Origin of the sequence: Natrarchaeobaculum aegyptiacum (genome assembly GCF_002156705.1) — an archaeon.
Taxonomy (GTDB): domain Archaea; phylum Halobacteriota; class Halobacteria; order Halobacteriales; family Natrialbaceae; genus Natrarchaeobaculum; species Natrarchaeobaculum aegyptiacum.
The window spans coordinates 425,812-439,225 of record NZ_CP019893.1; the positions used below are offsets into that span (position 1 = coordinate 425,812).

9 protein-coding genes are annotated in these 13,414 nt (G+C 66.9%); 5 read left to right on the plus strand and 4 right to left on the minus strand.

What is annotated here, in order from left to right; translation table 11 throughout:
* Positions 1 to 587 precede the first annotated feature (587 nt).
* A complete protein-coding gene (locus B1756_RS02150; protein WP_086887061.1) occupies positions 588 to 2,648 on the plus strand; it encodes a cation:proton antiporter in 2,061 nt (686 codons plus the stop codon).
* Between the two features lie 30 nt (positions 2,649 to 2,678).
* On the opposite strand, the gene B1756_RS02155 is transcribed toward B1756_RS02150, so the two are convergent.
* The 3 genes from B1756_RS02155 to B1756_RS02165 all read right to left on the minus strand — a co-directional run bounded on the left by B1756_RS02155 (position 2,679) and on the right by B1756_RS02165 (position 7,645).
* Positions 2,679 to 3,404: a helix-turn-helix domain-containing protein gene (locus B1756_RS02155; RefSeq protein ID WP_086887062.1), complete on the minus strand. Its 726-nt coding sequence runs from the start codon at positions 3,402 to 3,404 to the stop codon at positions 2,679 to 2,681.
* A gap of 221 nt (positions 3,405 to 3,625) precedes the next feature.
* Positions 3,626 to 7,105 (minus strand): bacterio-opsin activator domain-containing protein, encoded by a 3,480-nt coding sequence (locus B1756_RS02160; protein WP_086887063.1) that lies wholly within the window; start codon positions 7,103 to 7,105, stop codon positions 3,626 to 3,628.
* 117 nt (positions 7,106 to 7,222) lie between these two features.
* A complete protein-coding gene (locus tag B1756_RS02165; RefSeq protein ID WP_086889998.1) occupies positions 7,223 to 7,645 on the minus strand; it encodes a universal stress protein in 423 nt (140 codons plus the stop codon).
* 733 nt (positions 7,646 to 8,378) lie between these two features.
* On the opposite strand from B1756_RS02165, the gene B1756_RS02170 reads away from it, so the two are divergent.
* Positions 8,379 to 8,585, plus strand: coding sequence for a hypothetical protein (locus B1756_RS02170; RefSeq protein ID WP_186336490.1), 207 nt, complete (start codon positions 8,379 to 8,381; stop codon positions 8,583 to 8,585).
* Positions 8,586 to 8,612: 27 nt separating this feature from the next.
* On the opposite strand, the gene B1756_RS02175 is transcribed toward B1756_RS02170, so the two are convergent.
* Positions 8,613 to 9,773: a M24 family metallopeptidase gene (locus tag B1756_RS02175; RefSeq protein ID WP_086887064.1), complete on the minus strand. Its 1,161-nt coding sequence runs from the start codon at positions 9,771 to 9,773 to the stop codon at positions 8,613 to 8,615.
* Positions 9,774 to 9,987: 214 nt separating this feature from the next.
* On the opposite strand from B1756_RS02175, the gene B1756_RS02180 reads away from it, so the two are divergent.
* The 3 genes from B1756_RS02180 (at position 9,988) to B1756_RS02190 (ending at position 13,349) form a co-directional block, all read left to right on the plus strand.
* Positions 9,988 to 11,847: an alpha,alpha-trehalose-phosphate synthase (UDP-forming) gene (locus B1756_RS02180; RefSeq protein WP_086887065.1), complete on the plus strand. Its 1,860-nt coding sequence runs from the start codon at positions 9,988 to 9,990 to the stop codon at positions 11,845 to 11,847.
* A gap of 64 nt (positions 11,848 to 11,911) precedes the next feature.
* Positions 11,912 to 12,823 carry a trehalose-phosphatase gene (gene otsB, locus B1756_RS02185; protein ID WP_086890000.1) on the plus strand — a complete coding sequence of 304 codons (912 nt, stop codon included), beginning with the start codon at positions 11,912 to 11,914 and terminating at the stop codon, positions 12,821 to 12,823.
* Positions 12,824 to 12,992: 169 nt separating this feature from the next.
* Positions 12,993 to 13,349 carry a winged helix-turn-helix domain-containing protein gene (locus B1756_RS02190; protein ID WP_086887066.1) on the plus strand — a complete coding sequence of 119 codons (357 nt, stop codon included), beginning with the start codon at positions 12,993 to 12,995 and terminating at the stop codon, positions 13,347 to 13,349.
* Positions 13,350 to 13,414 lie beyond the last annotated feature (65 nt).

Below are 13,414 nucleotides of genomic sequence, written 5' to 3' on the forward strand. Positions count from 1 at the left end.
ATTTCGTGCTGCCGAGGTGAAACGACGGAACGGAAGAGGAGATCGTCGTCGACCAGTCGGACGGGGCAAACGAGACGAACGCCCACTCGAGTGGCTCTCGACCACTTCGTTTCGACCGAACGGTCACGAATCGTCCGAGTATGTCGAGCGAACAGCAGCGAACGGGTCGAATACGAAATCGCCCTCGAGCGATACGGACCGAAAAACGTCGGGTAGGAGACGCTCACTCGGCGACCTGCGTGCCGCGTCTGCGTTGCCTGTCGGATCGGCTGACGGTACGAATCGGTGTCACGTACGCTCCCGGCGGGAGCGTTGAAGTGAACGGACGGTTCGTCCTCTGGCCAACATCTGGACAGATGGATTCTTCTGGACGACTACCGGTGAATGTAGCCGGCATCTATCGGATTGTTCCGGTCAAAATCCAACGTTTTATTACACTCTCTCCACTTCGAGTGGCACACCAACACGACGCCAAACTGACCGGATTCCACTGCATCGCTCGTCGTTCACTGCTCGCCGCGAGACGCCGCGCGTGAACTCTGGTGACCGGCTCGAGGGAGCGGTATCGCGTCCGATCGTCTGACTCAATGAACATCACACCGTCGCCCGCTTTCGTCGGAATCGCCCTCGAAGAGCCGGTACTCGTCTTTGCGATCGCGATGATCGTCTTCCTCGTCGGGCCGTTGCTGGTCAAGCGGCTGGGCCAGCCCGGCATCGTCGGCATCGTGATCTTCGGGGCCGTAGTCGGCCCCGGTGCACTCGAGATCGTCGAACTCACCGATGCGATCGAGCTGCTCGGGCAGGTCGGGCTCATCTACCTGTTGTTCACCGTCGGTCTCGAACTCGACATCCGGGGGTTCGCGGCTGCACCGCAGGATGCGGCGCTGTTCGGGCTGACGAGTTTCTTCGTGCCGTTTTTCGTCGGGACGTTCGCGACCCACACCGTCCTTGGACTCGAACTCGAGGCGGCGCTGTTGCTCTCTGCGGTGTTCGCCTCCCACACGTTGCTCGCGTATCCGATCGTCAACCGCCTCGGCGTGACGAAGAATCGGGCGGTGACGGCGGTCTTCGGCGGCATCCTCTTCACCGATACGATCGCGCTGGTCGTCCTCGCGATCGTCCTCGGTGCCGCCGACGGCGATCTGACCGTCTGGATGATCTCCGAGGTCGGCCTCGCGCTGGTCGTGCTCTTTGCCAGTGCGTGGTTCGTCCTGCCGCCGGCCGCCCGCTGGTTCTTCCAGAACTTCAGCGAGGAGAGTTACTTCGAGTTCCTCTTCGTGATGGTGGCCATCTTCGTCACCGCCAGCCTCGCCGAGGTGCTCGCACTCGAGCCGATCCTCGGTGCGTTCGTCGCCGGAATTGCCGTCAATCGGCTTATCCCGGAAGGCGGCACGCTCATGAACCGGATCGAGTTCGTCGGGAACGCCTTCTTCGTCCCCTTCTTCCTGTTCTACGTCGGCATGCTCGTCGATCCGGGCGTCATCCTCGACGGACCGGCGACGCTCGTAACGGCCGCGGTGATCGTCGGCGTGATGATCGTGAGCAAGTACGCCGCTGCCTGGGTCGTCTCGGTCGTCCAGGGCTTCACGCCGAACGAACGGGGCGTCATCTTCGGCCTCTCGATCGGACAGGCCGCCGCCGCCCTCGCGATCACGCTCGTCGGCTACGAGGAAGGGCTCTTCGGCGACACCGTCCTCAACGCCGTCGTACTCATGTTGCTCGTGACCGCCATCGCCAGTCCGTGGATGACAGAACGTGCGGCGACCCGGCTCGCCCTCGAGCGCGAGGTCGAGGCCGGAGCGGCCGACGAGCGCGATCCCAATATCCTGTTGCCGCTCTCTCACAGCGCAGAACTCCAGCAGCGACTCCTCGAGCTCGCGTTCGTCATCAAGGGCGATCGCGGAAGCGAGCCGGTCACCGTCATGCGCGTGATCCAGCCGGATCAGGGCAGCTCGGCCGAACGGCAGGTCGCCGCGGCACAGGCCGACCTCGAAGAGCTGGCGGCGGAAGGCAGCGCCGCAGAGGTACCGATCGAGACCGAGACGCGGGTCAACCACAACGTCGCCTCCGGGATCGTTCAGGGGGCCGTCGAGGTGCAGGCGAACCAGATCGTCATGGGCTGGGACGCCACCGAGAGTTTCCGCCACCGGATCTTCGGGAGCATCATCGATCAGGTCCTAGAGCGGACGACGCTCCCGGTGCTCATCTCGCGGCTCGGTCACCCGATCAACACGACCCGCCGGCTCCACGTCGTCGTCCCGATCGGTGCCGATCACCACGAGGGGTTCTACGAGGCCGTCCACCTCGTCAAACGCATCGCGAACGCGACGGGCGCCGAGCTACGCGTCGTCGTGGTCGAGGGAACGACCCATCAGTTCGAGCAACTGTTCGACCTCGTCGAGGAGGACGTCACCGCCGAGTTCGAGGCCGTCGACCGCTGGGATCGGCTCCTCCCCACGCTCGAGTCCCGGGCAGAAGAAGACGACCTCGTCGTCGCGATTTCGCCCCGCCGCGGCGACGTCGGCTGGCACCGCGAACTCGAGGACCTGCCACGGGAACTCGTCTCCCTGCCGCCGGAGTCGTTCCTCACGGTCCATCCGCGACAGGGCGAACCGGAGTACGATCGTCAGTATCTCCGGATCGAGTGAGTGCAGCGAGGGCCACTCCGCCGCGATCGATCACTCGCGGTCGTCCGGACAGCCATCCGGCGTGAGCGTCGCTGCACAGAGGCTACCGATCGCCCGGCGGAGCCGCTGGGAGACGGCGGACTTCGAGACGCCGAGCCTGTCGGCGAGTTCGTTCTGGGAAATTCCTCTCGGGACGTGGAAGTACCCTTCCTGGTAGGCGACCGTGAGCAACTCCTGTTGTTTCTCCGTCAGCGCCGGGACACCGTCGGGGCCGTCGTCTGCGACCCGGAGGTACTCGACGGCCACCGAGAGACCCCGGTCCCGACTGTGGTCGTTGAACGAGACGAGCGCCTCCCGGTCCGGAAAGCGAACCTGGAGCTTCCAGCCGTCCCGGGAGCTCGAGACCTCGAGAAGCCGTCCGCCGGCGTCGACGATTCCGCGGTCGAACCGGCGGGCGCGCTCCGTGACAGTGACTCGATAGACGCGACGGTCCGGATACCGATCGACCAGGACGGGGTCCGTGACCGTCGGGTCGATCTCGAGGGCCGTCTCGAAGGCGTCGTAGGCGTCGGCGTAAACCAGGAGAAACGCGACGGTCTGGCCGGTCTCGAGCGTGGTGATGGTGTCGGGTTCGATCGACACGTCGGGAACGCGCCTGAGCGTTCGACGGAGCAGCAGTTTCGGGTGGTCGAGTCGGACCTGTGCGACGATTCCGCCGTCGGCCACCGAGGTGAGCGTGCTCCGTTCGCCCTCGAGGTCGGCGGCGTCGGTGCTCACTGCTGGATCCCCCGTCCGCCGAACGGACGGCCGTAAGCTCGCGTTACCGGGAGCGTCTGCATAAATCTCAGATTCGACCGGACCGAGTTGGTCGTGGGCGCTATATACGGAACTCCCTGCCGGTCAGTGGTCGAATATTGATTCACCCGTCGTTCGTCGTGACGGTTCTGACGTCGAAGAAACGCCGGCTTACTCGCGAGATCGATCGGCCGCCCGACCGATCACGTCCGACCGTCGTCGAAGCGGTCCTCGAAGAGCAACGACAGCAAGTTGCGCTGGGCGCTCCGCAGGTGACGGCTAAAGGTCGGCTGGGAAACGCCGAGAGCCGCTGCGACGTCCTCACCAGTTTGCTCGCGCGGCCACTCGAAGAACCCGCCGTAGTAGGCCGCCTCGAGCGTTCGACGCTGGCGATCTGACAGTTGCGCCTGTACTCGCGTCTCGAGCGGCTGCCAGGACTGTCGCGGTCGATCGCGCTCACGCCTGGCGAGCAGTTCCACACCCGAGTACTCGCGCTCGAGGCGCTCGACGACCGACCGGACCGAGACGGTGGTCGGCACCTCGAGGAGGAGTCGCGCCCGGTCACCGTCGGGGACGACGGCCCGGAGCCGTCCACCGTGGGCCGCGACCGCGTCCGTGACCGGCCGGGTCGACAGCCGAAGCTCGACGCCGACTCGATTCGCTTCGTCGTCCCGCCCGCTTCCGTCGTCGTGGCCTCCCTCACCCGCCGCACCGGCGGGTCCACCGGTCGCCGTCTCGCCCACGTCCCCGGCGTCGCCGAGCCCAGGGCCGCGAGCCGCCGTCACGCCGTCGACGCGATCGACGATTCGCTCGAGGGCGTCGGCGTCGACGTCGGAGAGGACGCCGTAGACCGTCGCACTGCCGTTCGGCCGGGGGACGACTGCGCTGAGGTCGAGTCGCCTGTCGAGTTCGCTCGTGACGGCAGTCAACGGACCGCCGTCCGTGACGGCGACCTCGAGTTCGGTCACGTCGTCCCGGGGGATCGCCCGCCTGAGCGACCCGACCGCGTAGCCGGCGACCGTCGCGAGGTGCCGAAGTCGACGCCGAACCTCGTCGTCGACCGCCGCTGGATCGGCCGCGTAGGCCGTGAGCGTCCCGTACCGGACGCCGTCGTGCTCGACCGGAACGCCGACGGCCCACCGGAGACCGCGCTCGCGGAGCGACCGGTGCCAGCGTGCGACGTCGGCTTCCTCCCGCGCAGGGTCGAACTCGGCGTCTGTATCCTCGGCTGCCGGGGACGCCCCGTCCTCGTCGGAGACGACGCGCTCGAGGTCGACGACGACGGGACCGCCGCCGACCGCTGCCACTCGACTTGCGGGGTCCGACGCATCGGCGTCGACCGGGAACGACTCGACGTCGAGTTCGTCGGTCGCCGTCCCCGCCGAGGCGACGGGGTCGACCGTCCCGGTTCGGTCGTCGAGTCGTCCGACCCAGGCCGCCTCGAGCGAGCGGCTGTCGCCCCTTCCCGCGTCCTCGCTGTCGGTCGCTCCCGCATCACCGCCCTCGATCGCGAGCAGCCCCTCACAGAGACGGTCGTCGAGCGTCTCGAGCGTGTTCGCCGAGAGGAGCGCGCGCTCGACGGCCCGTACTCGGCGTTCGCGGTCGGCAGCCGTTTCGGCCCGCGTCCGCGCCCGGAGACACGTCTGGAGGTCGCGATTCGACTCGAGTCGTTCGCTCGCGAGGGTTGCCCCGCTGGCGAGCGCAGAGAGCGCGGTTCGTTCGACCCGCTCGACGCCGAGCGGATCGGGGCCAGCGACGACGACGAGACCGGCCTCGCCGAGGGAGACGGTCAGGACCCGTTCGGCACGGATCCCGGTCCGCGTCAGCGCCGGCACGAGCGCCGGTTCCTCCGTGACGTCGCCGATCGCGCGGTCGGCGAGGGAAGACCGTAACTCCTCGTCGGGCTCGATGGCTCGGCGGTCTGCGTCACCGTGCTCGCCGGCGGTCTCCAGGGCCAGCGGCTCGAGTCGATCGCCCTCGAGGGCGTACCAGCCGGCCGCGTCGGCGGCTGTCCAGTCGAGAACGGCACGGAGAACGCTCTCCCTGATCGCGGGGTGAGACGGTGCTGCCCAGACCTCGGCGATTGTCCCGTCGAGCATCCGGAGGGCCGATTCCGGCGACCGTCGGCGATCCCGAACGACGCAGAGCGTTCGCTCGGCGGCAGGAAGCGGCGCCACGAACACCTCGACGGCCGGTCGTCGGTCGCCGACAGTGAGCGTCCCGGAGAGCGGATCCATCCACCGGACGACCGTCGAGGCAGCGCGTTCGATGACAGCGGCCGCGAGTTCGGCGTCGAAGAGGTCGTCGATCGACTGACCGACGATCTGGTCACCGTCCGCGAGTCGCGCGACAGTGGCGTTCGCGAACCGCACTCGATCCTCTTCGAGCACGAGGATGCCGTCCTCGAGCGCGTCGACGATCGACTCGAGGAGGTCGCGTTCCTCGCGGTCGCGCTTGAGGACGTCTGCCCCGACGGTACCCTTATCCGATGGCACCACGGGGTCTGCGAAGACGGTGATCGCCTCGTCGGTCGGCACGACGGTTACCTCGAGGTGGCCCTCAGTGGACGGATTGTCCACGCGAACCGCGACCGGTTCGTCGGCCGCTCGCGCTTCGCCTGCGCGCACTTCGAGTTCGTTCCGGATCGCCTCGTGAAGCATCGCCCAGACGACCACTCCGTGCTCCGGTGCCGCCGCGAACAGCGACGTCGCCGCGTCGTTCCAGTTCCGCAGGTCGTCGTCGGGACCGACGGAGAAGACGGCACGCTCGAGACGGTCGAGCGCCGCCGCGACGTCGCCCTCGGCCGTCGCTTTCGTGGACGACACTCGATCGCGGGTGATCGTGAGCACGAGCGCGTCCACGGCCGGGTCACCGAGCCGGTTGACGACTGTCAGGCGGGCGTGGACCCACGCACCGTCGGTCTGGCGCAGTCGAACCGGGATCTCGGACGTCGTCCCCACCGGTCCCGAGGACACGTCGGCGATCGCCGCCGTGAGCCGCGACCGATCCTCCGAGTGAACGAACCGCGAAAGGGGGCGTCCCTCGAGTTCGTCCGGGGTGTGCCCGAACCGCCGTTCGACAGCCGGCGAGATCTCGTCGATCGTCCCGTCGGGCGCGAGGGAACCGACGACGGCAGTCGTGTGCGCGAGGAGCGATTCCGTTCGGTTGGCCTCCGCCGCCGGCTCACTTCGGGACCGATCCCCCCGTCCGGAACCGGCGGCGTTCCGAACGCGGGCGGCCACGACCGCGGGTGACTCGTCGCCGCGGAGGACGTCCGTCGCTCCGACCTCGAGCACCCGGGCAGCATCGTCTCGCCGGTCGCGACGGTTCGACTGGCCTCGACCCCGGTCGTCGGTGTCTCCGAGGACCGCGAGAATGGGCGTCTCTGGGAGCGCAGTCGAGAGTCGAGTGAGCCTCTCGAGGCCCACCTCAGAACCAGTATCGCTGGTCTCCGTTTCCGTCTCTGCACCTGTTTCCGTACCCACGTCACAGACGAGGCAGTCGACGCCCGGCTGAATCGTCTCGAGGCGCGCGAGGGCGTCGTCGGCCGATCGTTCCCGGATCAGCGTCGCCGCGTCGAGCGCCCGGGTCAGGCTGACGGCGACGTCCTCGAGGCGGTCGGTGTCGCCGACGACGAGCACGCGGTCGACGTCGCCGATCGGTCGGGTGGCGCGGTCGCTCATCCGTGGATCACCCCAGAACGGTGCCAGCGGAAGACCTGGTTTCGGACAGCTGAAACGACTGCCGTCGCCCGCGTCGCTGGGCGGTGCTGGTGCTGGTCGTGCACCCGCGATCGCGGATTACTCTCGCTCCCGGACTGTGACGACGGGTGCGGGTGCATTCCGGACGACCTCCTCTGCGACGCTGCCGACGACCAGGTTGTCGAGCCCGGACCGTCCAACCGTCCCGAGGACGAGCAGGTCGATCGGATTCTGCTCGGCGAACGCGACGATCTTCTCCTGGGGGACCCCCTCGAGCACCGTCGTCGTCACCTCGAGGTTGCGCTCCCGGGCGGGTGCTGCGGCCGCTTCGACGGCCTCGGCAGCCTCCGACTCGGGGTCAGAACGCATGCGGTCTCGTTTCTCCGAACTGTGGGGGCCTTCCTCGGCGACCGAGACCACGTGCAGGGTCGCCTCGAGTCGATCGGCGAGTTCGATCGCGTGTTCGGTCGCCCGCCGTGCCCCGTCGCTGCCGTCCGTCGCGAGCAGGCAGTCGTCGTACATGTCGCCCGTGACTTCGGTCACCCGGGGAATACGTCCCGACCTTGCTGTTGCTGGGCGGTCGGGGTGGGCCTCGCTGCCAGATCACCACCGTGGGTTCCCGTCTAGCGGTTGCGAGTACCGACGTAAACGAGTGCCAGCGAGACGGAACACACCCCATTACTCGAGGTAAACAGCCACTTGACATCCTCCTCCGCGTGAACGCGGGAGGAATCCCACGGCACCGAACCGTTGAGTTGGGAATTTCAGGTTCGCAGATCACCAAGCCAACGCACCGTCAGAATCGGTGAGTGGCCGGTCTGTGGGCAGTCTCCTGGGAGTGCCAAGCCCCCGGTACTCCTATCCTCGGTTGGGTTCGACCCTCGTGGTTGTTTGTGCCCGGCGGGGGTCGAATCAACGTTAACGGACTCGGAGTTACTTCTTCGGTCGGGTCGCCCGGTGCTTGTTATTTGATTCCCGCGTGGGCACACCCTGTTTCCAGCGTGGGCGGACACTCGAACCGCCAGTTTCGGGCGCTCGGCTACATTGGGGTCATAGCCAATGTGCCGACACGTATACATACGTCAGTGTGAAACAAAAACGTACGGGAATTCCCGCTGTGACGGCGCGTATCCACGCCGTGAACGACGTGGTATTGCGCCTGCTCCGGGTATAAGAACGTCGAACGGTCGAAATTTACCGAAACCGTCGGATACGACTTCCATAACTATCGGGGAGAATCGATAACGCGACGAGTATGTCTCGATCGAATCGAGGGACGATGACCATCGGCTGTCCCTCCTGCGGTGGCACCGTCTCGACGTCCCTCCCCTCCGGTCCCGGGATCGTCGATCCCGAGTCCGTCGGGCCCGGGGGTGTGGAAGACCAGGAGATGAATCGCCTGCGCGGAACCGAAACGACCTGCCGAAACTGCGGCCACGAACTCGAGTGGTACTACTACTGATCGTCGATACTGGTTCCCGATCCTCGGTTATTCGCTTCCCGTCTCCCACCCGTGCGGTGAGTCGTTCAACCGCTCGACGCCGTCGGCGTCGTCTGTGACCACGACCAGATCCTCGATCCGGATGCCGAACTCCCCCTCGAGGTAGATCCCTGGTTCGACGCTGAAGACCATTCCGGGCTCGAGTTCCCGGTCGTTCCCGGCAACGATGTACGGCGGTTCGTGGACCTCGAGACCGACGCCGTGACCCGTCCGGTGGACGAACGCGTCGCCGTAGCTAGCCGCCTCGATCACCTCGCGGGCGGCCTCGTCGATCGACCCTGCGGTTACACCGGGTTCGACGGCGTCGACCGCAGCGGCCTGGGCCTCCCGGACGACCTCGTGGACGCGCTCGTAGCCGGACGGCGGGTCTCCGGCGACGATCGTACGCGTCTGGTCGCCCGGGTAGCGTCCGGTTCCGGCCGGGAGGTCCGCCTCGACGAACGCGCCGAAGTCGAGCACGATCGGGTCGCCCGCCTCGATCACTCGGTCACCGCTGTGGTGGTGGGGTCTGGCCCCGTTCGGGCCGGACGCGACGATCGTCTCGAATGCCGGTTCGTCGCCGCCTTCGGCCGCGAGCAGCCGTTCGATCTCGCGTGCGAGGTCCGCCTCCGTCCAGCCGACGAGGTCCGTTCCACGGGACCGGATCTCCTGGCTCACCCGGTCTGCAACCCCGGCGGCCCGGCGAAGCGCCTCGAGTTCGACCGGGTCCTTCCGGAGGCGAATCGGCTCGAGTACCGTGCTGGCGAGGCCGAAGTCGGCGTCGGGGAGACAGCCGCGGAGATCCTGCGAGAACGTCTCCCAGAGACGATCGTCCAGCAGGACGGTCGCCGACGCGCCGGTAACCCCCGCACGCTCGAGAACGTGATCGATCGTCTCTGCCGGATCGTCGCCGTCGTCCCAGCACTCGAGCGCGAGGTCGTCGATCGGGACGGCAGCCAGCTGGTCTTCGTACATCCGCGGGGCGACGATCGTCGGTTCGCCCGTCTGCGGGACGAACAGGAGGAGGTGACGCTCCGACGGTAATTCGTCGAATCCGGTACAGTACGTCAGGTTCGGTCCCGGAAAGCAGACGGTGAGGTCGGCGTCGGCGCGTGCCATGTTGCGACGACAGGCCTCGATCCGTTCCGGGAACGGTGTGTCCGCGCTCATAGATCCGTGGTCGCCGCCTCGGCCGAAGTAGGTTCTGGTGGCTCGACGTGAGCCTGCCTCACGTCGAACGCGAGACCGCTCACGGTGGCGGAAATACGGTTTAGGCCGGTGTTACAGCGGACGTCGTCGCCGTCCCGTCTGCCACTCGAGCCAAGACACCCATGCGGTTGCAGGCCGTGAAGCAACCCGTCGGGGGGCTGTGTTCTCGGGGCGAATGGCACCATCCGAGGAGCGACCGGCGGGACAACACTCGAGTGTGGATTCGAGTGAGCGATCACGCGACCGAACGTCGGGACGGCGACGAAGCACGACCGACGCTCGAGACCGAGACGGCGAGGACGGCGGCAGTTCGGCAGACGAGGCCGAAGTCAGCGAGGACGACGAGGACGGTAATCAATCGCCGAACGACAGCTACCCCGACTCGTTGATCGTCGTCTCGAACCGACAGCCCTACCGTCACGAGTACGAGGACGTCGAGGGCGGGTCTGGACCGGGTAACGGCGACGGTGACGACGGTAGTGACGGTACGTCGGCAGACGGCGGTGAGGTCCGCACCGACGGAGACGACCGGGAGATCACCGTCGACGAGCCCGCTGGCGGACTGACCGCCGGCCTCGACCCGGTTCTTCAGGAGGCGAGTGGGACCTGGATCGCCTGGGGCGACGGCGAAGCGGACTTCGCGGTCACCGACGACGACAACCGCGTCTCGGTTCCGCCCGACGACGAATCCTACACCCTCCGGCGGATCGACATCCCGGACGAGGCCGTCGAGGGCTACTACTACGGGTTCAGCAACCGGGTTCTCTGGCCGCTGTGTCACGAGTTTCCCGGACTCGTCGACACCCGGCCGGACGACCTCGAGTGGTATCGACGGGTGAACGAGCGCTTCGCCGACGCGATCGTCGACAGCGCGAGCGCGCAGTCGACTGTCTGGATACAGGACTATCACTTCGCACTCGCCCCGCGACTCGTCCAGGAGTCGACGCCGGAGTCGACGACCGTCGCCCAGTTCTGGCACATTCCCTGGCCCGACCCGGAGACCTTCGAGGTGTGTCCGGCCCACACCGACCTGCTCGAGGGGGTACTCGGGAACGACCTCCTCGGGTTCCACGTCGAGCGCTACGGTCGGCAGTTCCTCGCGTGCGTCGACGAGTATCTCCCCGAGGCGTCGGTCGACCGCGCCCGCCTGCTCGTCGAGTACGAGGGCTCGACGACGCGCGTCGTCGCGACGCCGATGGGTGTCGACGCCGAGACGTACGATCGGTCGGCCAGATCGACCGACCCGACCGCCGTCCACTCGCTGTTCGACGACTGTACCATCGACGACGACACCGTCCTCGGACTGGGCGTCGACCGCCTCGACTACTCGAAGGGGATTCCCGAGCGACTGGCCGGAATCGAGCGGTTCTTCGAGCGAAATCCAGCGTGGCGGGGCGCGTTCACGTTCGTCCAGAAGGCGACGCCCTCGAGAACCGACATTCCGGCCTACGACCGCTACGGCGAACTCGTCAGGGAAGACGTCGCCCGGATCAACGCCCGGTTCGCGACCGGCGACTGGCAGCCGATCGTCTACACCGAGGAGTACTTCTCTCAGGAGGAACTCAGCGCCCTCTACCGCCGGGCGGACGTGATGGTCGTCAGTTCGCTACTCGACGGGATGAACCTCGTCGCCCAGGAGTACGTGGCTGCAACCGTCGACGGCGACGGAACGCTCCTCCTGAGCGACCGTGCCGGTGCCCACGACCGGCTCGGCACTCAGGCGCTCACGATCGACCCGACCGACGCCGACGGGGTGGCAGAGCAGCTCGAGCGAGCCGTCTCGATGCCACGAGCGGAGCGAAAACGGCGAATGCACCGGCTCCGGACGAAGGTGTTCGACGCCGACCTCGAGCGGTGGATGAACGCACAGTTCGACTGGATCGCGCGCGTCCACGGCGACGGTGGCCTCGAGGGAGGTCGGGGACGCTACGGGGATTCGAACCCCGATTCGGACGCGTCGACGTCCGCCGAATCCGCCGATCGGAGCACCGGGGGTCCCGATCGTGACACGCACGAGCGCCCGCCGTCGGTGTGAGCCCGAAGACGCTGATGATCACGAAACCGTGTCCGAACCCGACCCAGGACCCGAACGCACGTCCATGCCTGTAACAGCGACCGACGACATCCCCGACGACGACGCGTTCACACCGCCACTCGAGGAGCGCCGAGACGCACTCAGAGGGCGAATCGCCGAGGCGCGCCACCTGCTCGTCTGTCTCGACTTCGACGGGACGCTGGCCCCCATCGTCGAAGAGCCCGACGAGGCAATGCCGCTTCCGGAGGCCGAGACGGCCGTCGAAGCTCTCACAGACGCCGTAGACGTCACGACGGCGGTCGTCAGTGGCCGCGCGCTCGCAGACGTCCGCGAACGGATCGACGGACCGCGGTTGTACGCCGGGAATCACGGGCTCGAGCTCGCACGAGACGGTCCCGACGACCGTGAGGGACCGACGAGCCACGGTTGCCACGGGGGAGCCAACGGGCGTGAAGCGACCGACGAGCCGGTCGCCGTCCACCCGATCGCTCGGAAACGCGCACGACAGGTCGATGCGGTCTGTACGGCCCTCGAGTCGGCAACGGCGCAGATCCCGAACGTCGGGATCGAGAACAAACGGCTCACCGCTACCGTCCACGTCAGGACCGTACCGCCCGCCTTCCACGGATTTGTCCGTGAAACCACCCACCGGCTGGTCGACCGGTTCGCCGGCGACGCGCTCGAGGTCTCGACCGGCAAACAGATCCTCGAGATCGGGCCGGCGATCCCGTGGGGGAAAGGGAACGCGGTCAGGTTGCTCGCTGCCGACAGTCCACCCGGGACGGTGACCATTTACGTCGGCGACGACGTGACAGACGAGTCGGCCTTCCGGGCGATCCACCCCGACGGGATCGGCGTCTACGTGGGTGAAGACGGCGACACCGCCGCCTCGTGCCGGGTTCCCGACCCCGAAGCTGTCGCCCGATTCCTGCGCTGGCTCGAGGCCATCGCCGTGCTGGATCGACACCCGACCTGACCGACGGCGACCCACCGGGGGTAGCCACGGCCTAGAACGCGTCGTCGGTTCCAGCAGGGTACGTTCACGGTCGAATTATTGGCAAATATCTCTACCTGATACAGCGACCGTCGGCCCGAAAGTATTAGTTACCAGTGGAAATATACCCTCATCACGAGAGTGACCACGAGTGAAACTCCGCCAACCAACTGACTTCCTCATCCTGGAAGCCCTAGAGGACAAAGGACGCAACGTCGCGACGAACCTCGCGGCCCACACCGGCAAGAGCCGCAAGAATATCAACACCCGTCTCCCCGTTCTCGAAGACTACGGCCTCGTTCGCAAAATCGGCCCCGCCGAACGCTCGGGACTCTACGAGATCACCCCCCTCGGCAAGGCTGCACTGGTCTATCAGGACCAGTACGACGAGGCCGACGACTTCGAAGCGCTCATCGAGGGGCCGACCGCTGGCGGTGCCGACGACGCTGCCAATGCACAGGCCAGTTTCGCTCGCGGAGACGACGAATCGGACGACTCGAACGAGTAAGCCTCCCCGGCCGCCGGTCTCGTCTCGCTTTCTGTTCTGAATTACCGGGTCTCAGGAACCCGTTC

What these genes read in the sequence shown, in the direction of transcription:
- B1756_RS02150 (WP_086887061.1), top strand. Translation starts at nt 588, where the DNA reads ATGAACATCACACCGTCGCCCGCTTTCGTCGGAATCGCCCTCGAAGAG.
- B1756_RS02180 (WP_086887065.1), top strand. Translation starts at nt 9,988, where the DNA reads ATGGCACCATCCGAGGAGCGACCGGCGGGACAACACTCGAGTGTGGAT.
- B1756_RS02170 (WP_186336490.1), top strand. Translation starts at nt 8,379, where the DNA reads ATGTCTCGATCGAATCGAGGGACGATGACCATCGGCTGTCCCTCCTGC.
- otsB (WP_086890000.1), top strand. Translation starts at nt 11,912, where the DNA reads ATGCCTGTAACAGCGACCGACGACATCCCCGACGACGACGCGTTCACA.
- B1756_RS02160 (WP_086887063.1), bottom strand. Translation starts at nt 7,105, where the DNA reads ATGAGCGACCGCGCCACCCGACCGATCGGCGACGTCGACCGCGTGCTC.
- B1756_RS02165 (WP_086889998.1), bottom strand. Translation starts at nt 7,645, where the DNA reads ATGTACGACGACTGCCTGCTCGCGACGGACGGCAGCGACGGGGCACGG.
- B1756_RS02175 (WP_086887064.1), bottom strand. Translation starts at nt 9,773, where the DNA reads ATGAGCGCGGACACACCGTTCCCGGAACGGATCGAGGCCTGTCGTCGC.